Annotated in this window: 18 protein-coding genes; 4 read left to right on the forward strand and 14 right to left on the reverse strand. The window is 57.0% G+C overall.

Annotated elements, in window-relative coordinates; all coding sequences use genetic code 11:
• Positions 1 to 6: 6 nt before the first annotated feature.
• The 7 genes from dxs to aroC all read right to left on the reverse strand — a co-directional run bounded on the left by dxs (position 7) and on the right by aroC (position 7,927).
• On the reverse strand, positions 7 to 1,926 hold the full coding sequence (gene dxs / locus ACSQ3H_RS20605) for a 1-deoxy-D-xylulose-5-phosphate synthase (protein ID WP_436118759.1): 1,920 nt from the start codon (positions 1,924 to 1,926) through the stop codon (positions 7 to 9).
• Between the two features lie 91 nt (positions 1,927 to 2,017).
• Complete coding sequence (locus ACSQ3H_RS20610; RefSeq protein WP_436118760.1) at positions 2,018 to 2,941, reverse strand: pirin family protein; 924 nt, start codon at positions 2,939 to 2,941, stop codon at positions 2,018 to 2,020.
• A gap of 70 nt (positions 2,942 to 3,011) precedes the next feature.
• On the reverse strand, positions 3,012 to 3,266 hold the full coding sequence (locus ACSQ3H_RS20615; RefSeq protein WP_106666407.1) for an exodeoxyribonuclease VII small subunit: 255 nt from the start codon (positions 3,264 to 3,266) through the stop codon (positions 3,012 to 3,014).
• Positions 3,267 to 3,269: 3 nt separating this feature from the next.
• Entirely contained in the window at positions 3,270 to 4,196 is a 927-nt protein-coding gene (locus ACSQ3H_RS20620; protein WP_436118761.1) for a histone deacetylase family protein, read from the reverse strand.
• Positions 4,197 to 4,324: 128 nt separating this feature from the next.
• Entirely contained in the window at positions 4,325 to 5,608 is a 1,284-nt protein-coding gene (locus ACSQ3H_RS20625; RefSeq protein WP_436118762.1) for a cystathionine gamma-synthase family protein, read from the reverse strand.
• Positions 5,609 to 5,712: 104 nt separating this feature from the next.
• Positions 5,713 to 6,816, reverse strand: a complete 1,104-nt coding sequence (gene ribB, locus ACSQ3H_RS20630) for a 3,4-dihydroxy-2-butanone-4-phosphate synthase (RefSeq protein ID WP_436118763.1) — start codon at positions 6,814 to 6,816, stop codon at positions 5,713 to 5,715.
• Between the two features lie 16 nt (positions 6,817 to 6,832).
• Entirely contained in the window at positions 6,833 to 7,927 is a 1,095-nt protein-coding gene (gene aroC / locus ACSQ3H_RS20635) for a chorismate synthase (RefSeq protein ID WP_436118764.1), read from the reverse strand.
• A 168-nt stretch (positions 7,928 to 8,095) separates the two neighbouring features.
• On the opposite strand from aroC, the gene ACSQ3H_RS20640 reads away from it, so the two are divergent.
• Complete coding sequence (locus ACSQ3H_RS20640) at positions 8,096 to 8,350, forward strand: DUF1344 domain-containing protein (RefSeq protein WP_209997721.1); 255 nt, start codon at positions 8,096 to 8,098, stop codon at positions 8,348 to 8,350.
• Here the strand turns inward: ACSQ3H_RS20640 and ACSQ3H_RS20645 are convergent, their stop codons facing one another.
• From ACSQ3H_RS20645 to ACSQ3H_RS20660, 4 genes are all read right to left on the reverse strand, one after another.
• A complete protein-coding gene (locus tag ACSQ3H_RS20645; protein ID WP_436119520.1) occupies positions 8,351 to 8,941 on the reverse strand; it encodes a histidine phosphatase family protein in 591 nt (196 codons plus the stop codon). It lies immediately after the preceding gene.
• A 13-nt stretch (positions 8,942 to 8,954) separates the two neighbouring features.
• Entirely contained in the window at positions 8,955 to 9,773 is an 819-nt protein-coding gene (gene fabI / locus ACSQ3H_RS20650; protein ID WP_436118765.1) for an enoyl-ACP reductase FabI, read from the reverse strand.
• 91 nt (positions 9,774 to 9,864) lie between these two features.
• Positions 9,865 to 10,791 carry a DnaJ C-terminal domain-containing protein gene (locus ACSQ3H_RS20655; RefSeq protein WP_436118766.1) on the reverse strand — a complete coding sequence of 309 codons (927 nt, stop codon included), beginning with the start codon at positions 10,789 to 10,791 and terminating at the stop codon, positions 9,865 to 9,867.
• Positions 10,792 to 10,917: 126 nt separating this feature from the next.
• The gene (locus ACSQ3H_RS20660; RefSeq protein ID WP_436118767.1) at positions 10,918 to 11,388 is read right to left on the reverse strand and encodes an RT0821/Lpp0805 family surface protein; all 471 of its coding nucleotides are present in this window, start codon (positions 11,386 to 11,388) and stop codon (positions 10,918 to 10,920) included.
• 50 nt (positions 11,389 to 11,438) lie between these two features.
• Here ACSQ3H_RS20660 and pdxH point away from each other — a divergent pair, with 50 nt between their 5' ends.
• Positions 11,439 to 12,050, forward strand: coding sequence for a pyridoxamine 5'-phosphate oxidase (pdxH, locus tag ACSQ3H_RS20665; RefSeq protein ID WP_436118768.1), 612 nt, complete (start codon positions 11,439 to 11,441; stop codon positions 12,048 to 12,050).
• On the opposite strand, the gene ACSQ3H_RS20670 is transcribed toward pdxH, so the two are convergent.
• Positions 12,051 to 12,803 (reverse strand): crotonase/enoyl-CoA hydratase family protein, encoded by a 753-nt coding sequence (locus ACSQ3H_RS20670; protein WP_436118769.1) that lies wholly within the window; start codon positions 12,801 to 12,803, stop codon positions 12,051 to 12,053.
• A gap of 9 nt (positions 12,804 to 12,812) precedes the next feature.
• Complete coding sequence (locus tag ACSQ3H_RS20675) at positions 12,813 to 14,588, reverse strand: acyl-CoA dehydrogenase family protein (RefSeq protein WP_436118770.1); 1,776 nt, start codon at positions 14,586 to 14,588, stop codon at positions 12,813 to 12,815.
• A gap of 247 nt (positions 14,589 to 14,835) precedes the next feature.
• Here ACSQ3H_RS20675 and ACSQ3H_RS20680 point away from each other — a divergent pair, with 247 nt between their 5' ends.
• On the forward strand, positions 14,836 to 16,002 hold the full coding sequence (locus ACSQ3H_RS20680) for a glycoside hydrolase family 25 protein (protein ID WP_436118771.1): 1,167 nt from the start codon (positions 14,836 to 14,838) through the stop codon (positions 16,000 to 16,002).
• On the opposite strand, the gene purD is transcribed toward ACSQ3H_RS20680, so the two are convergent.
• Positions 15,997 to 17,277, reverse strand: coding sequence for a phosphoribosylamine--glycine ligase (gene purD, locus ACSQ3H_RS20685; protein WP_436118772.1), 1,281 nt, complete (start codon positions 17,275 to 17,277; stop codon positions 15,997 to 15,999). The genes ACSQ3H_RS20680 and purD overlap by 6 nt on opposite strands.
• A gap of 139 nt (positions 17,278 to 17,416) precedes the next feature.
• Here purD and ubiA point away from each other — a divergent pair, with 139 nt between their 5' ends.
• Positions 17,417 to 18,412: a 4-hydroxybenzoate octaprenyltransferase gene (gene ubiA / locus ACSQ3H_RS20690; RefSeq protein ID WP_436118773.1), complete on the forward strand. Its 996-nt coding sequence runs from the start codon at positions 17,417 to 17,419 to the stop codon at positions 18,410 to 18,412.
• The last annotated feature ends 231 nt before the right edge of the window (positions 18,413 to 18,643 follow it).

Below are 18,643 nucleotides of genomic sequence, written 5' to 3' on the forward strand. Positions count from 1 at the left end.
ACCGTCTTACGCACGGGCGGGTGCAACGATGTGATCGCGGCCAAGCGCATTAAAGACCGTTTGCACGATGCCGGCACTATCAAGACCCGCACGGACGTAAAGCGCCTCCGGTTTGGCATGATCGAAATAGAGATCGGGCAAGGTAAGCGTGCGGACACGGAGACCGTTATCCAACAGCCCATCGCGGCTCAGAAAATGCAGAACATGCGAAGCGAATCCGCCGATCGCGCCTTCCTCCACCGTAACGAGAATCTCGTGCTCGCGCGTCAGACGACGAATCAGAGCTTCGTCCAATGGCTTGGCAAAGCGGGCATCGGCAACAGTCGTGGAAAGTCCTGCCGCATCCAGCTCATCTGCGGCAGCCAGACATTCCTGCAGGCGCGTGCCAAACGAGAGCAACGCCACCTTCGAACCCTCCCGGACGATCCGGCCTTTGCCAATCTGCAAAATCTGTCCACGCTCCGGCAAATCGACACCGATACCGTCGCCACGCGGATAACGAAAAGAGATCGGCCCGTCGTCGTATTCAGCCGCCGTGCGTACCATATGGCGCAATTCCGCCTCATCGGATGCGGCCATCACGACAAAGCCCGGTAACGCAGCCAGGAAACCGGTATCGAATGACCCCGCATGGGTCGCCCCATCGGCACCCACCAGCCCGGCCCGGTCAATCGGAAAGCGTACAGGCAGGTTCTGCAGCGACACGTCATGAACCACTTGATCATAGCCACGCTGCAGAAATGTCGAGTAGATCGCGGCGAACGGCTTGAAGCCCTCAGCTGCTAGACCTGCGGCGAACGTGACAGCATGCTGCTCGGCGATTCCGACATCGAACGTGCGTTCGGGAAAGACCTCGCCGAAAAGATCTAGGCCGGTACCGCCGGGCATCGCCGCGGTGATGGCGACGATCCTGTCGTCATGGCGCGCTTCCTCGATCAGGCTTGTTGCAAACACCTTTGTATAGCTCGGCGCGTTGGCCGGCGGCTTCGCCTGTGCACCGGTGATGACATCGAATTTGTTAACGCCGTGATATTTGTCCGCCGCAGCCTCCGCCGGCGCATAGCCCTTGCCCTTCTGAGTGACGACATGAATTAGAACCGGCCCATCCATGGTGTCGCGGACGTTCTTCAAAACGGGCAGCAGGTGATCGAGATTGTGTCCATCGATCGGGCCGACATAGTAGAAGCCGAGCTCCTCGAACATCGTGCCGCCGGTCCAGAAACCGCGCGCATATTCTTCCGAGAGCCGCGCCTTTTCCTGCAGGAATTTCGGCAGCTTCTTTGCAAGCTGCTTGGCGGTCTCGCGGAAAGAGCGGTAAGCGCGTCCGGAAACAAGACGTGCCAGATAAGCGCTCATCGCGCCGGTGGGTGGCGCAATCGACATGTCATTGTCGTTGAGAATGACGATGAGGCGTGCGTCGAGCGCACCGGCATTATTCATTGCCTCGTAGGCCATGCCCGCCGACATCGCGCCGTCGCCGATCACCGAGATCACGTTACGCTTCGTGCCGGACAGATCGCTAGCCACCGCCATACCTAGACCCGCAGATATCGACGTAGAAGAATGGGCCGCGCCGAAAGGATCGTATTCGCTTTCGCTGCGCCTGGTGAAGCCGGAAAGCCCACCTTCCTGCCGGAGGGTGCGGATGCGGTTGCGCCGCCCCGTCAATATCTTGTGCGGATAGGCCTGATGGCCGACATCCCAGATGATCCGGTCATGCGGTGTGTCGAAAACGTGATGAAGTGCGACTGTCAGCTCGACAACGCCAAGCCCGGCCCCGAGATGGCCGCCTGTTGTCGAAACTGCATCAATCAGTTCGGTGCGTAGCTCCTGCGTCAGTTGCGGCAGATCGGATTCCGGCAATTGGCGCAAATCCGAAGGGATTTTAACGCGATCGAGCAGCGGTGTTTCAAATTTGTCGGCCAAAGCGCAGGTTCCAGTTCCAAGCTCAATTCTTGCCGTTCCCTAAATGAAAACCACCAGGCCAGCAAGAAGCGGAGATTCATTCCCCTACAAGTCAATTTTCAGGCAAGGGGATGAATTCTTCCTCGTCGCCAGGTACGATATCAAATCGGTCGGAACGCCATTCCTCTTTCGCCTGTTCGATTCGCTCTTTGGATGAGGAGACGAAATTCCACCAGATATAGCGCTTGGAGGGCAGAGCAGCGCCGCCAAACAGCATGAAATGGGCACCTTCCGATGCATGGATGACGATCTCGTCGCCGGTGCGGAACACCAAAAGACGATCTGCCGGGAAGCCCTCTCCGGCAATTTCGACCGACCCGTCCAGCGTATAGATAGCCCGTTCCTCGGCGGCGTTGGCTGGTATCTGGATGTGGGCTCCGGGCTGCAGTCGAACGTCCACGTAAAGCGTTTCCGTGTGCTGCTTCACTCCGGAACTAGCGCCATGGAACTTGCCCATAACGACGTGTGCTTCCAAACCAGCCTCGCGCAACACTGGCAGCTCGCCGGCACCAGTGTTGGCAAAGGCCGGATCTATTTCTTCCAGATGGTCCGGCAATGCCAGCCAGGTCTGCAGACCTGAAATCGGCAAGGGCCCGGTGCGCAGTTCTTCCGGCGAGCGCTCGGAATGGACAATACCACGACCCGCTGTCATCAGATTGACGTCGCCAGGTGTAATGACCATCTCGGTGCCGAGGCTGTCGCGGTGACGTATATTTCCATCGAAGAGATAGGTCACGGTCGAAAGACCAATATGCGGATGTGGCCGCACATCCAGCGCATCTGTCGGCCGGAGGATTGCCGGTCCCATCCGGTCGAAGAAAATGAAAGGTCCGACGAGACGACGCTTGGCGCTCGGCAAGGCACGACGCACCTCGAGCCCGCCAATATCGCTGGTGCGTGGGATGATCAGCGTCTCGATAGCATCGACGGCTGTTGCGTCGCCTGGTTTCGGGTCTGGGCAAGGGAAAAAACTCATACGCGCTGCTCCGGATTATCGAAGCCCCACCATAGCGTTTCAGAACGGTGCTGAACAGCGCGCTTCAGTGTCACTCCGGATCGAGCGGCTCGGTACCGACAGGTTCACCGTTGCGGCCAAGGCGAATCTTTTCCACCTTGTCTTCGGCGGCACGCAACAGGGTATCGCAATGCTTTTTTAGAGCCTCACCGCGTTCATAGATGCGGATCGACTGTTCGAGGGGCACATCGCCGCGCTCCAGATCGTCGACGATCTTTTCCAGTTGGTCGAGTGCCTGTTCGAAGCTCATGGCGGCGATGTCGGAATTGTTCTGTACGTCGGCCATGCTTCAACCTCCCATCAAGCGTCTGATATGCGCGCCCGCCGAGAGCGACATTCCCTTGAGGTCGTACCCGCCTTCCAGAAGGCTGACAAGGCGGTTTGACGCATAGCTCCCAGCTCTTTCCATAAGAGCACCCGTCGCCCAGTCAAAATCGTCTTCAAACAGATTGATTTCCGCCAGTGGGTCGCGGTGGTGCGCATCGAAGCCAGCTGAAATGATTACTAGTTCCGGCTGAAACGCATCGATGGCTGGGAGAATGCGTGTGTTGAACGCCTCGCGAAAATGATCGCTACCGGTCTGGGGGCTCAACGGCGCATTAACAATATTGCCAGCGCCAGTTTCGTCTTTGGCTCCGGTACCGGGATAGAGAGGCATTTGGTGCGTCGAAGAATAAAGCACCGACGGATCATCCCAGAAGATGTCCTGTGTGCCATTGCCGTGGTGCACGTCCCAGTCGACGATCGCAACGCGTTCGATGCCATAAGCCTTCTGTGCATGACGGGCAGCGATGGCGGCATTGTTGAACAGGCAAAAGCCCATAGCTTTGTCGCGCTCCGCGTGGTGACCAGGCGGACGCGACGCCACGAAGACATTGTCCGCCCTGCCCGCAAATACGTCATCGACAGCGGCGTTGGCTGCACCGATTGCCGTCAGAGCAGCCTCCCAGCTTTTCGGACTTACGGTGGTATCTGAATCGACGCGGGTCAGCCCGGTCTCGGGGATCATACTGCGCACCCGTTCAAGGAATGTCTCCGGATGCGCATAAAGTATGGTCGCTTCATCGCCCATCGGCGACTGGACGCGATCCAGCGCATCAAAGGTGCTGTCTTCCAGCACCTTGCTCAAAGCCCGAAGCCGATCCGGTCGCTCCGGATGACCAATGGTCGTCAGATGTTCGAGATAGATCGGATGCGAATAAAGACGTGTGACCATGAAAGCTTTCTGCAACTGCAAAGGGCATGAGCATGACCGAAGCGGCCCATGCTCAAATTTGCACCAGCCTACCGACGTTGCACAAGAGCGAAGTGAACGGATTTACCAGATGCTGCAGGTTTGACCACTTAGGCCACGCTCAGGGCTTGCGCCAGATCGGCTATCAAATCGTCCGGGTGCTCAATGCCGATCGACAACCGGATTGTCGAGTCGAGTACGCCGATACGCTGGCGCACGTCCACTGGGACACCGGAATGAGTCATCGTCGCAGGATGGCTGGCGAGCGATTCCGTACCTCCCAAGCTGACGGCCAGTTTCAATATCTGCAAAGCGTTGAGGAACTTGAATGCCGCGGGCTGGCCGCCGCGAATATCGAAAGAGAATGTTGAGCCTGCGCCTGTGCATTGTGCAGCAAAAGTCTTGCCGAGTGGTGACGATGCTTCATGGTACGGCAGATAGTGGATTTTCTCGACCTTCGGATGGTCACGCAGAAAATCGGCGACCGCCAAGGCGTTGTTGTCGGCCTTTTCCATGCGGATGCTGAGCGTTTCAAGCGAACGCCCGAGCATCCAGCAGGAGTGTGGATCGAGCTGAGTACCAATGGCACCTCGCAGCGCCTTCACCTGTTTCATCACGGCTTTTGATCCTAGCGCTGCTCCGGCGATCAGATCGGAATGGCCACCGACATATTTGGTCAGCGAATAGAGCGAGATATCCGCGCCATGCTCAATAGGCCGTTGGAAGACAGGTCCGAGCAGAGTGTTGTCGCAGGCGATGACAGGACGGTGTCCCTGTCGCTCGCCGATCGCTTCGGCTATCCGACGGATCATCGCCACGTCAACGAGGCTGTTTGTTGGATTGGCGGGCGTTTCGATGAGGATTACTGAGACGCGACCCTTCCGCATAGCCTCTTCGGCCGCAGCTTGCACCGAATCTTCGTTCACGCCATCGGCGAAGCCTACTGCGGCGACGCCCATGTTGAGGAAGGTCTTGGCGAGCAGCGTTTCTGTGCCGCCATAGAGCGGTTGTGAGTGCAGGATCGCGTCGCCAGGACGCACGAAGGCAAACAGTGTCGTGGCAATCGCCGACATGCCGGAGGAAAACACCGCACAGCTTTCCGTGCGCTCGTAGATGGCAAGCCGGTCCTCGACGATCTCGCTATTGGGGTGGTTGAAACGGGAATAGACCAGCCCTGCCCCCGTGCCGGCTGGTGGCTCACGGCGTCCAGAGACGAAATCGAAAAAATCCCGTCCTTCTTCTGCCGACTTGAACACGAAAGTCGAGGTCAAAAACACCGGCGGCTTCACAGCACCCTCGGACAGTTCGGGGTCGTAGCCGTAGTTCAGCATCAACGTCTCGGGATGCAGTTCGTGATTGCCGATATGAGTCTTGGAGGGATGGGGAGCGGTCATGGCAGTCTCCTCGCTGAATGAGCCTATTCAGCGAGATTATAGCAAATGCGAAGACCATTCCTTGCTATTTTGAAGCTGTCTTCGCAAGAAGTCGGAGCCAGCTGTCAAATAATATCGGTTTTGGTGATCTGGATGCCAAAGCCCTCGAGGCCGACATAGTGCCGTTCGCGCGAAGATAACAGCCGGATCGAGCTGATCCCGAGATCCTTCAATATCTGCGCACCTAGACCAATTTGCCGCCATTCCTCTTCACGCACCCGCGCTTCTGCATGGACTTCGCGATCCTGCAACGTCGCACGGTTGCGGTCATCATCCCGGCCAACGCCTACAGAGCCTTCACGCAGATAAACAATAACGCCGCGCTTTTCCTCGGCGATACGCTTCATAATGCTGTCCAGCGTGTTACGCGCACCAAAAACATCGCTCAGCACATCCTCACGCTGCAGGCGTACCGGCACGTCTTCACCGTCGCGGATATCGCCGTAGACAATGGCCGCATGGTGCATGGGCTCCCACGGCAGGGCATAGGTGATCGCCTTGGCTTTACCGGCACAGGTATCGATCTCGTATTCACCGATGCGCTCGATCAGCGTTTCCTTGCGCTGGCGATAAGCAATGAGGTCGGCGACTGTCACCTGTTGCAGCTTGTGGGTTTCGGCAAAGCTTGCCACCTGCGGGCCGCGCATGACGGAGCCATCATCGTTTACCAGCTCACAGATGACTCCTACGGGAGGAAGCCCGGCGAGCTTGCACAGATCGACCGCAGCTTCCGTATGGCCCGAACGCATCAATACGCCGCCTTCGCGGGCCACGAGCGGAAAGATATGACCTGGGCGGACGAAATCCACGGCACCGGAATTAGGATTGGCAAGATTGCGGACAGTCAGGGTGCGGTCGTCGGCGGAAATACCGGTCGTTGTCCCGTGCTTGTAATCGACTGTCACGGTGAAAGCAGTCGAATGCGGCGCGTCATTATCCGCCACCATCGGCGCGAGATTGAGCCGGCGAGCATGATCACGGGGCATCGGGGCACAAACAATGCCCGAGGTATGACGCACGATGAACGCCATCTTTTCCGGTGTGCAATGGACCGCCGCGACGATCAGATCTCCTTCGTTCTCGCGGCCGTCATCATCCATGACAACGACGATTTCACCGCGTTCGAAAGCGCGTAGCGCATCGACGACCCGTTTTTGATTGTAGGCCATGTGAGGCGTCCCCTGATTAAATACGGCCGGTCTGGCCGCGATGTCTGAGATAATGATCCGCGATGGCACACGCAACCATCGCTTCGCCGATCGGCACAGCGCGAATGCCAACACACGGGTCGTGCCTGCCCTTGGTCATGATATCGACCTGGTTTCCATCAGCATCGATGCTCCGGCGCGGCGTCAGGATCGACGAGGTCGGCTTGACGGCAAATCGCGCAACCACGGGTGCACCGCTGGAGATGCCGCCCAGTATACCACCGGCGTGGTTCGACAGGAATATCGGCTTGCCGTCATTGCCCATGCGCATCTCATCGGCATTTTCTTCGCCGGTGAGTTTGGCGGTATCGAAGCCATCGCCAATCTCCACGCCTTTCACGGCATTGATCGACATGAGATAGCTGGCGATATCCTGGTCGAGCTTGCCGTAGACTGGAGCACCGAGACCGGCTGGAACGTTTTCCGCCACTACTTCAACGACAGCACCAATGGACGAACCAGCCTTGCGGATACCGTCGAGATAGGCTGCAAATATATCGACTGAGCCGGCATCCGGCGTGAAGAATGGATTGTTGTCGACCTCATCCCAGTCCCAGCGGCTGCGGTCGATAGTATGAATGCCCATTCCAACCAATGCGCCGCGAACGACAAGCCCCGGCACGATTTTGCGTGCAATAGCGCCAGCGGCAACGCGCGCTGCGGTTTCACGCGCCGACGAGCGCCCGCCGCCACGATAGTCGCGGATGCCATATTTGACATCATAGGTGTAGTCCGCGTGACCCGGACGATACTGGCGGGCGATATCGCCGTAATCCTTGGAGCGCTGATCAGTATTCTCGATCATCATCGAGATCGGCGTACCGGTCGAAATCATGGTAACGCCGTCGCCCTGTAACATCACGCCCGAAAGGACCCGCACCTGATCCGGTTCGCGGCGCTGCGTCGTATATTTCGACTGTCCGGGTTTGCGCTTGTCGAGGTATGCCTGGATTTCGGCTTCCGTGAAGGAAATCCCGGGAGGACAGCCATCGACAACGCATCCAAGCGCAATTCCGTGACTTTCACCCCAGGTGGTGACGCGAAAAAGATGACCGAAAGTATTATGCGACATAAGCGTACCCGACGTTTTGTCAGGGGGTTTTATGAGCGTTTACTCCTGTGGTCAAACCCGCCGCTGAAATTCCTTCATCCCTGACGAAAAAAGCAATTGTTTTGCCACAAATGAACGCTCTAACTGCACCACTGACCGGAACACAGATTTGATAAAAGAGGAAATCAAATGCGCTTCATCGTAGCAACGTTCATGTTCATCGCCTCCCTGCTTCCGGTCGGCGCTCTTGCGGACGATGCGCAAGGCACAATCACCAAGATCGATGAAGACAATTCGACAATTACCCTCGACGACGGCAAGGTCTACAAGTTGCCGGGCGAATTTGATTTGAGCGTTATCGAGCAGGGGATGAAAGTTACGTTGATGTTCGACGTGGTCAACAAGGAACGCTACATCACCGACATCGAAGAGACCACCGAATAGCTACATCCAGGTAAGTTGACCATTTTCAAGACGCAGGATCTTATCCTGTGTGATGAGGAGATTAGCAGCGTCGTGGCCGTCCAGTTTCTCGACCATGCGGAAGATCGTTCGTAGGCACCCGCCATGGGTTACACACACCGTGGGTCTCTTTACCTCAGCTAACCAACTCGCAACACGGATACTCAACGCCGCATAGCTTTCGGCGGTATGTCCCGGTGGGATGAAATTCCACTTGTCCCTTGCCCGCTCTTGAACGAGGTCAGGCGTCTTGGCGGCAACATCGTCGATCATGTACCCCTGCCAATCGCCGAAGTTCACTTCCATCAGGCGTGGATCAGTAAGGTAAGCTTTCGGATCGACACCCATGCGGGTACGTATTCGCTCCATTGTATCGCGCGTGCGCCGCAAAGGGCTGGCAACGAAATCGAAGCCCGCGCCATCGCCGATCAATGATTTTAACAGATCACCATTGCGATCGGCCTGAGCACAGCCACGCGCATTCATATCGACATCCGCTTGACCTTGAATTCGCTCCGCGACGTTCCAATCCGTTTCGCCATGACGCGAAAAGTAGATCACCGAGTCAGGCAGAATCACTTGAATTTCAATCCTTGACGACTGAGATATCCGGCGCGTCGACTGCTTTCATTCCTACGACATGATAACCGCTATCAGCGTGATGTATCTCGCCTGTGACAGAGCGTGACAGATCGGACAGGAAATAGAGACCTGCATCGCCGACTTCCTCGATCGTCACAGTACGGCGCAGCGGCGCATTGTATTCGTTCCACTTGAGGATGTAGCGGAAATCGCCGATCCCGGAAGCAGCAAGGGTTTTGATTGGACCCGCGGATATCGCGTTGACGCGAATATTATCCGGGCCAAGATCGACAGCCAGATATTTGACGCTCGCTTCAAGCGCCGCCTTGGCCACGCCCATGACGTTATAATTCGGCATGACCTTTTCCGCGCCATAATAAGTCAGCGTCAGAATGGAGCCGCCATCGGTCATCAGCTTTTCCGCCCGCTTGGCTACAGCAGTTAGGGAAAATACCGAAATCAGCATGGTCTTGGTGAAATTGGCTTCCGAAGTGTCGACATAGCGGCCGGTAAGTTCGTCCTTGTCAGAAAAACCGATCGCGTGAACGAGAAAATCGATTTTGCCCCAGTGCTCTTCGAGGGTAGCAAAACAAGCGTCGATGGTCGACGCATCCGAAACATCGCAATGGCCACATAAAAAAGCGCCGAGTTCCTGTGCAAGCGGCTCGACGCGCTTTTTCAAAGCATCGCCCTGATAGGTGAATGCAAGTTCCGCACCGGCGTCGTGAGCTGCCTTGGCAATCCCCCAAGCGATCGACCGATTATTGGCGACACCCATTATAAGGCCGCGTTTACCCTGCATCAAACCAGTTTTGGCGGTCATATACCAACCCTTCATGAGACTTATGATTGATGTGGGGTATCGCACAGCCCGCGCCGGGCTTCAAGCACGGTGTCAATCTGGTTTTGGATTTTCAGTGACCTGAATCGCGCAAAAAAGCTTCCAAAGCTGGATCGCCGTTTTCCGGCAACATGATGCGGACATGGGCAAACAGATCGCCGTGGCCATCCGGCTTCTTCGGCAAACCCTTGCCTTTCAGCCGCAAAACCCTGTCAGAGCTGGTCCATGGCGCGATTTTAACGGCTACACGGCCATTGAGCGTCTCGACTTCCTGGCGCGAGCCGAGGGCCGCATCGCGCAGCGAAACCGGCAGTTCGACGTGAAGATCCCTTCCTTCAACGCGAAATTTCGGATGCGGTTTGAAGCGGACTGTGACCAATGCATCACCGGGGGTGCCACCGGGAACAGCTTCTCCCTGTCCTTTCAGGCGAATCGTTTGGCCATTTTCAACTTGTGCGGGCAGTTTGATTGCAAGCCGTTTTCCGTTCGGAAACACTGCTTCGACCTTCTCTGCGCCAGCCGCTTGCTCAAGGCTGATGTCAATCGTCGCTTGCAGATCCGCACCCTTGCGCGGACCAGCGCGGCGCGCCCCGCCACCAAAACCGCCCATGCCCGCGGTTTCGCCAAACAGGCTGCTCAAAATGTCCTCTGCGCCCAAGCCGGACGTGCCGCCACTGCGAAATTCAAAGCCGCCCGGACGGCGTGCACCGCCGAACCCGGCAAATGGATCACCGCCACCGGTGCCAGAGAACCCTTCGAACCCTTGAGGCGCGCGCTGCTTGCCTTCGGCGTCGATCTCGCCTCGGTCAAATTGGCCGCGACGTTCCTTGTCGCCAACGATTTCGTAAGCCTGGTTGATTTCGGAGAATTTTGCCTGCGCCTTCGGGTCATCCTGATTCTGGTCGGGATGATATTTCTTGGCGAGCTTGCGAAACGCCGATTTTACTTCCTCGTGCTTCGCCGTCTTGGCGACGCCCAGCACGCTATAGGGATCGCGCATGTGTCTGCCTTTCTTCGCAAGGAGCGAGATGTCTTGGGATTCCGCTGCTATATGCTCACGAATAGGAAGAAATTCCAGAGATTCAAGACGAAAAAAGCGGAAAAATGGTACAAGATTTTCACCTTGCTACATAGGCGCGAAGGATTTCAATGTCCACTGTCCGCCATTTTGCATGCAGGTCTCGCCCTTGTAGATCATGACACCATCAAATGACTCGCGCGAAGTCTGGAACTCGCGGCAAAGGCCAGCGTCGTCTTTCTTCTCGGCAATGGCCGTTATCGTGCCTTGGCTACCCGTTTCGGGATTCGACCAAGGAACCGGCTTGTTGCCCCATTGGGTGAAATTCAACGCAGAAACGATGTTTCGCACTGTCAATTGATCTGACGAGCCCTTGTTGTCGGCAGGTTGTGCGGGAGCGACCGAGCCTGTTACTGTTGCCTGATCCGGAACCGCTTTCTCGATGCTGAAATCCTTCATGGCACAGCCAGACAACAAGCATAGGGCAATACCAACGGCAAAGCCCGGATAAGGCCCGCGCCAATGCTGTTTTTTTGTACCAAATTTCTTGCTATCAGATCGTAGAAACGCCAAACACATACCTCTCTTTAACAAGGTCAATCCGAAATGACTATGGGACTATGGATTAAATGAAGTTAACAACAGATGACTTCACGGAGAAATCCGAACCGTTCGCGCTCTTCGAAGAATGGCTAGCGGAAGCGAGCAAAACCGAGCCCAATGACCCCAACGCCATGGCGCTGGCAACAGTTGACGAAGATGGGCTGCCAGATGTTCGCATGGTGCTCCTCAAGGGATTCGATAGCCAAGGCTTTGTTTTCTATACAAATTTCGAAAGCCAGAAGGGCCGCGAAATTCTTGGTTCGATGAAGGCTGCTATGTGCTTTCACTGGAAAACGCTTCGTCGTCAAGTCCGCGTCCGCGGTCCGGTCGAGGTCGTCACCAACGAAGAAGCCGATGCCTACTACGCGACACGCCCCCGAGGGAGCCGTATCGGCGCCTGGGCTTCCAAACAATCTCGCCCACTTGAGAGCCGGTTTGCTCTGGAAAAGGCTGTTGCTGAATACACCGCGCGCTATGCGATTGGCGAAATCCCGCGCCCTTCGTATTGGTCGGGATTTCGCATTCGTCCGACCTCGATCGAATTTTGGCATGACCGGCCATTCCGCCTGCATGACCGGATGGTTTTCAGCCGCGACACACCTGAAGGTGACTGGAGCAAGACGCGGCTGTATCCCTAATCAGCCTCTCTTGCGCGTGAGAAAGGCCATCAAGGCGTTGCGCGCTTCCTCCGACCGGAGGCGTTCGGCAAAATGCTTTGCTTCCAGTTTGATGCGCTCAACAACGTCTTCTCGCGGCATGCGCAGAAGATCACGCGAAATCTGCATGGCTTCCGGTGGCTTGGCCGCAACCTCGGTCGCCACCTTCAAAACAGTGCTCTCCAGTTCTTCCGTTTCGACCAGCTTGTAAACCAGACCGGCCTCCTTGGCTTCAACTGCGGTGAGTCCGTCGCCCATCGCAAGGAATGCAAATGCTTTTTGATGCCCCATAAGCGCCGGCCCAAGAAGGCTTGATCCTGCCTCCGGCACCAATCCAAGATCGACGAAAGGTGTTTTGAAGAACGACTGCGGCGTGGCGAAGGTCAGATCGCAATGGAAATGGATTGTCGAGCCGATACCAATCGCAAGACCGTCTACACCTGCCAGGATAGGCTTTTTCGCGCCTGCCATAGCTATAAGAAAATCAATGACTTCACTGCCCATATTGCCGGTGGTGGCAAAGGCCATGAAGTCCTGCAGATCATTGCCAGATGAAAAAGCCCCCGGCACGCCAAAGAACACATGAGTGCGAATAGACGCGTCGGCGTCGCCGACGACTATCGCCTCCCTCATCGTCATATACATGGCCCGTGTAAGTGCGTTTTTCTTCTCCGGCCTGTTCATCCGGATGATCTGGACTGCGCCATGGCGTTCGATTTGAATGTGGTCTGACATGAATTTTCCTTATGAAACCAGAGCCGAACGCGCGCCGAGCAAACTCGGTGCGCCATGCACAATGCGATCTTTCAGCGCTGAAGTTTCGGACAGCAGGTTTTCCGCGAAGAATCGCGCCAGCGCGGTGCGCCCGGAGTTCTCACCTGCCAACGCCCCTTTTGCGAGATACGTCGCACCCGCAGCAAGGCCGAAGAGCCTGAGATATGGCGTCGCACCCGCATAGGCCGCGCTGATTTCGCCGTTGGCGAGCGCCTGCTGCAGCCAAAGGCTGGTCGATTCCAGATCGTTCAGACCAGCGCGGAGACGTGTTCCCGTATCGCCAAAGTCGGCTTTGTTTAGAGATTCAACAGCGTCCGCAACATTCCGCAGCTCGGCGATATAATCCTTGATATGCTGGCCGCGCCCCAACGGCAATTTGCGTTGGACGAGATCAATAGCCTGAATGCCGTTGGTGCCCTCATAGATGGGTGCAATGCGTGCATCGCGCAGGAACTGTGCAGCGCCCGTTTCTTCGATATAGCCCATGCCGCCATGAATCTGTATGCCAATGGATGCCACATCAACGCCTATATCGGTCGAAAATGCCTTGGCGACCGGCGTTAGAAGATTGGCGCGGTCAGCCCAGTGGTGGGCGTCGTCGCCGATACCGGTTTTAGCCATGTCCAGCGCATGAGCACAGGCATAGGCGATGGACCGCGCGGCCCCAGTCAGCCCCTTCATCGTCAGCAGATTACGCTGGACATCCGGATGTTCGATGATCGGGCTCATGCCCTCACCCGACCAGCCGGGCGCGCGCATCTGACGGCGTTCCTGGGCATATGCCAGCGATTTCTGATAGGCAGCCTCCGCCACGGCCACACCCTGAATACCGACGGCCAGACGTGCATTGTTCATCATGGTGAACATGCAGGCGAGTCCCCGATTTTCCTCACCGATGAGCCAGCCAATGGCGCCCGGCTCCCGAGCCTTCGCGAAACCATCGCCGTAGATCATCGTACAGGTGGGAGAGCCATGGATCCCCAGCTTGTGCTCGACGCCGCCACAAAAGACGTCGTTGCGAGGACCGAGGGATCCATCCTCGTTGACCAGAAATTTCGGCACGAGGAACAGTGAAATGCCCTTGGTGCCCGCCGGTGCATCAGGCAGGCGCGCCAGCACCATATGAACGATATTCTCTGTGAGATCGTGTTCGCCGTAGGTGATGAAAATTTTGGTGCCGAAAATGCGATATGTACTATCACCGGTGCGCTCGGCCCTGGTCCGCAAAGCGCCAACGTCAGAACCTGCCTGCGGCTCCGTCAGGTTCATGGTTCCCATCCATTCGCCCGATATGAGCTTCGGCAGATAGGTTCGCTTCAACTCGTCGGTAGCATGGGCTTCCAGCGCCTCGATGGCACCCAGCGTCAAGGTTGGCCCAATGCCGAAGGCCATCGAGCCGGAGTTCCACATTTCGAAGGTTGCAATGGCCAGCATCATCGGCAAGCCCTGCCCGCCAAATTCCTCCTTGCCGGTCAAGGCGTTCCAGCCGCCCGCAATCCACTCCCCGTAGACGTCTTTCCAGCCGGGCGGCATGGTCACTTCTGCATCCTTGAGCGGTGTACCGTGCTTGTCACCGACTTCGAGGAGCGGTGCCACACGGGTGGACGCAAACTTTCCAGCTTCTTCAAGAATCGCATCTACCAGATCATCCGAAAGATCACCAAAACGCCCTTGTGCGATAGCCTCATCGAGGCCGGCGATTTTCTTCAGGGTATGGGCGATCTCTTCGACAGGCGCGCGGTACATGGATCACTGTCTCCTCATCCGGTGATGCTCGTTGCGAACTGCACATTGCAACTTCGCGCCCGCTCGAGGCAAGTGGATTTTTACGTAAACGTAAGATAATGAGCTAGCGGTCGGAAATCCTGTTCCAAAATAGCCGCTTAAAACCGCATTTAGCGGTGACTAACGGTATATTAACCGCGATGCGGCGACCATCATTCGGTACTATCGGTTTTAGAGACTTGTTCGCGAGGTGTGAGGGAAACCCCATTTGACGATCCGCGTGCGTGCTTTTGCTATGATCGTTGCCACCCTGTTTTCTGGCGGCCCGACGTATGCGGAGTCAGAGTTCCGGTCGCCTTGGGCAAACAAGGAACGTGCGATCATACTCGACGGTTACGAACACAATTCATTCAATCTTATGGAAATCGTCAAGGACCAGCGCGTTGCCGCCTTCATTCATAAAGGCTCCGATGGCATGCCCGCCAACTACCATTGCAACCGAATTGTCGACGCGATGCAGCAGGAATTGTGCAAGCGCATATGGCGCAATTATTCCGTCTCGCGCGAGTTGTACCAGACACGTCGCCAGCTCGCCAAAGCACTGGGACTGAAATGGGGAGCCTATCATCTTGGGCGTCCCGGCAATCCGATCGAGCAGGCCAATCACTTTATCGAATACACCGATCCGGCTGACGATGAATTGATGGCGATCGACATCGAGGAGAATGATCCCGAGAAATTCATGTCGCTGCAGGATGCGCAGATTTTCGCCGAACACATCAAGTTTCGCACCGGACGTTATCCCGTTCTCTACACGAACGGGACAACTGCAAGATATATCGCCGATCACAGACTGGAGTTGCCCATCCTGTCCCGCCTGCCGCTTTGGTATGCGCGTTATCAATCGGATATTGCCCCGCATTTCCCCAAAGGTAACTGGCAGGATTATGCGCTTTGGCAATTCACATCGCAGAACAATTGCACAGAGCGGCGCTGTCCCTATCGTCCACCCGGGACCAGCCGCGACATCGACGTCAACATTGCCGATATGACAGTCACGGAGCTGAAAAGGACGTGGCCCTTCGGTGGTCTGGTCGAGGCTGTTCCGCCGGACAATCTGCCAATGCCCGACGACAAGCCGGACCAACAGCCCATACTCGTAGCTTCCGCTGAACCTTTGCTGCCTCCGATCAAGGGGGCGGTTGACAGCACGGTGACGGCTTCGGTCGCGGTCGTGCCAGCAGGACGGCTCAGGGCAAGGACCCTCACCGTAGACGCGCTATCCCTCGCGCTCAGTCAGTCTGTCGCCCACAAGATCGATCATCCCGATGACAGCCTGCTTCTCGGTATCTCGACGGCATGTTCGAAGAAGACCAATATGGCAGTGGATGAGTCAGACCGTATCCGCTACCCCGCCTTGACGCCTTTCCTATAGCGCCTTCTCACGCTCGATGGCGCGCCAGCCAATATCATGCCGGTAGAAACCCTCTGGCCAATCGATCTTCGCAATCGCCGCGTAAGCTGCTTCCTGCGCTTCCTGAACCGTCTTGCCGCTCGCGGTGACATTGAGAACCCGGCCGCCATTGGCGACCAGCTCGCCGTTCTTCTCTGCCGTTCCCGCGTGGAATATCTCGACGTTCTCGCTATTGCCAGCGACGTCAACGCCTCTGATCGCGCTGCCTTTTTCCGGTGCCGCCGGGTAACCTTTGGCGGCCATGACAACCGTCAGTGCGGGATCGTCGTTCCAGCGGACGGACATCTGATCGAGCGCCCCATCGGCTGCGGCTTTCAATAGCAACAACAGATCGTCCTTCAAACGCAACATCAGCACCTGAGTCTCCGGATCGCCGAAGCGCGTGTTGTACTCGATCAGCTTTGGGCCATTCCTGGTGATCATCAAACCCGCAAACAGCACACCGCTGAAAGGCGCGCCGATCTCGGCCATGCCACGCATCGTCGGCTCGATCAGGTCGCGCATGGTGAGGTCGATGATCGCCTGCGTCATCACCGGTGCTGGCGAATAAGCGCCCATTCCGCCAGTATTGGCACCCGTATCGCCATCGCCGACGCGCTTGTGGTCTTGGGCGGTGCCAAAGGGCAACGCCGTCTTGCCATCACAGAGGCAAAAGAAGCTTGCCTCTTCGCCCTCGAGATATTCCTCCACGACCACCTCTGCACCGGCTCCGCCGAAGGCCCCTTCGAAGCAGGCATCGACAGCATCGAGCGCTTCCTGAATCTCGAAGGCGACCACGACGCCTTTGCCCGCTGCCAACCCATCAGCCTTGACAACAATCGGCACGCCTTCCTGCCGGATATACGCCTTGGCTGCTTCCGCCTGGGTGAAACGCTGATATTTGCCCGTTGGAATATCGAACTGGGCGCAAAGGTCCTTGGTGAAGCCTTTCGAACCTTCAAGGCGTGCGGCGGCCTTTGAAGGCCCGAATACTGAAATCCCCCCAGCGCGCAGATCATCAGCGATCCCGGCTACCAGCGGTGCTTCCGGCCCGACGACAACAAAATCGATGTTGTTTTCCTGACAGAAGGCGATGATCGCTTCATGGTTTGCGGGATCGAGCGCGACGCATTCCGCAACGCTTGCGATGCCGGGATTGCCGGGGGCGCAATAGAGCTTCGCCAATACCGGCGAAGCCGCGATCTTCCAGGCCAGAGCATGTTCGCGGCCACCCGAACCTATCAGCAAGACGTTCATCGAAATTCTGCTCCGCATTCAAAGAATTTGTCGTCTCGGTATGGTGTCATGCCGTAAGGGTCAAGCGCGCAACACTGATTTGCTCTGAAAAACCGCGTATAATGCTTGACTGCGGAGATGACCACTGCAAGGTCAAACCATGACATCAGAAAAAGACATCATTCAGTCAACGGAAGCCCGTGGCCGCGTTTTCGATGCGCCGTCGGGCCATTGGGTGTACCGGACATTGCCAAACTGGCTCTGGCCCTATGCGCAACTAGCACGCTGGGACCGGCCAATCGGTTGGTGGCTCCTGCTATGGCCATGCTGGTGGGCGACCGCCCTTGCCGCTGCCGCCGGTGCAAAGGTCGGCGCTCCGATCTGGTCCGTGTTGCCTTCACCCTATCATTTGGTGCTGTTCCTGATCGGCGCTATCGCCATGCGCGGCGCAGGCTGCACCTATAATGATCTTGCCGACGAAGACATCGACAACAAGGTTGCGCGAACGCGCTCGCGGCCGCTTCCATCAGGTCAGGTGACGCGCAAACAGGCGAAGATTTTTCTGGTTCTGCAGGCACTGGTGGGACTGGCGGTGGTCGTGCAGTTCAATTTCTTCACGGTGCTGCTGGCCGTCGGATCGCTGGTTATCGTCGCGATTTATCCCTTCATGAAGCGAATCACCAACTGGCCCCAACTTGTTCTGGGGCTTGCCTTTTCCTGGGGTGCGCTTGTCGGCTGGTCCGCGCATTTCGGTTCACTGGACTGGCCGGCGATCCTTCTCTATGCCGGATCGATCCTGTGGGTCATCGGCTATGACACGATCTACGCTCATCAGGACAAGGAAGACGATGCACTTGTTGGCGTGCACTCAACCGCAAGGCTGTTCGGCAGCCGCACGCGCGAAGCCCTGATCGTGCTTTATGGTGGCGCGCTGGCGCTTTTCCTCGGCGCCTTTGCCGTGGCCGAGGTCCCTATGCCAGCGGTGGCCGGATTGCTGGCCGCGGGCGCGCATATGTATCGCCAGATCATGACACTCGACATTGACAACCCGAACGAATGCCTGAGGCTGTTCAAGTCGAATACCGTCGTTGGCTGGCTGATCTTTCTCGGCCTCGTGTTTGGTGGGTTGTGGACAGTCGTCAAGCCGCTGTTCTGAGCGTCCTCATGATATCAAAGAACCGGGTATGCTTCCCCCTTGCCACGCCCGCTTTCGCGTCTGGTCATTGAATGGTGGTGGGAAGACGGGCGGTCGTCGAAGCGCGCCTTGGTAGATAGATAATGCGATCCGAAGACCGCCCGCTAACGTTGTCCCCCTGCCGGCCAGCTTCTGCCTGTTCCGCGGGGCGAGTGGATGAACGCCTGGAGTCCGGGCCCATCGTCGCCGTCG

The organism is Phyllobacterium sp. LjRoot231 (genome assembly GCF_964253365.1).
GTDB lineage: Bacteria > Pseudomonadota > Alphaproteobacteria > Rhizobiales > Rhizobiaceae > Phyllobacterium.

Excerpts from the sequence above, each read along its gene's own strand:
- ACSQ3H_RS20625 (WP_436118762.1), bottom strand. The coding sequence starts at position 5,608 with ATGACCGCTCCCCATCCCTCCAAGACTCATATCGGCAATCACGAACTG.
- ACSQ3H_RS20675 (WP_436118770.1), bottom strand. The coding sequence starts at position 14,588 with ATGTACCGCGCGCCTGTCGAAGAGATCGCCCATACCCTGAAGAAAATC.
- ACSQ3H_RS20660 (WP_436118767.1), bottom strand. The coding sequence starts at position 11,388 with ATGTGTTTGGCGTTTCTACGATCTGATAGCAAGAAATTTGGTACAAAA.
- ACSQ3H_RS20655 (WP_436118766.1), bottom strand. The coding sequence starts at position 10,791 with ATGCGCGATCCCTATAGCGTGCTGGGCGTCGCCAAGACGGCGAAGCAC.
- ACSQ3H_RS20620 (WP_436118761.1), bottom strand. The coding sequence starts at position 4,196 with ATGGTCACACGTCTTTATTCGCATCCGATCTATCTCGAACATCTGACG.
- ACSQ3H_RS20615 (WP_106666407.1), bottom strand. The coding sequence starts at position 3,266 with ATGGCCGACGTACAGAACAATTCCGACATCGCCGCCATGAGCTTCGAA.
- ACSQ3H_RS20610 (WP_436118760.1), bottom strand. The coding sequence starts at position 2,941 with ATGAGTTTTTTCCCTTGCCCAGACCCGAAACCAGGCGACGCAACAGCC.
- aroC (WP_436118764.1), bottom strand. The coding sequence starts at position 7,927 with ATGTCGCATAATACTTTCGGTCATCTTTTTCGCGTCACCACCTGGGGT.
- ribB (WP_436118763.1), bottom strand. The coding sequence starts at position 6,816 with ATGGCCTACAATCAAAAACGGGTCGTCGATGCGCTACGCGCTTTCGAA.
- ubiA (WP_436118773.1), top strand. The coding sequence starts at position 17,417 with ATGACATCAGAAAAAGACATCATTCAGTCAACGGAAGCCCGTGGCCGC.
- ACSQ3H_RS20670 (WP_436118769.1), bottom strand. The coding sequence starts at position 12,803 with ATGTCAGACCACATTCAAATCGAACGCCATGGCGCAGTCCAGATCATC.
- fabI (WP_436118765.1), bottom strand. The coding sequence starts at position 9,773 with ATGACCGCCAAAACTGGTTTGATGCAGGGTAAACGCGGCCTTATAATG.
- purD (WP_436118772.1), bottom strand. The coding sequence starts at position 17,277 with ATGAACGTCTTGCTGATAGGTTCGGGTGGCCGCGAACATGCTCTGGCC.
- pdxH (WP_436118768.1), top strand. The coding sequence starts at position 11,439 with ATGAAGTTAACAACAGATGACTTCACGGAGAAATCCGAACCGTTCGCG.
- ACSQ3H_RS20640 (WP_209997721.1), top strand. The coding sequence starts at position 8,096 with ATGCGCTTCATCGTAGCAACGTTCATGTTCATCGCCTCCCTGCTTCCG.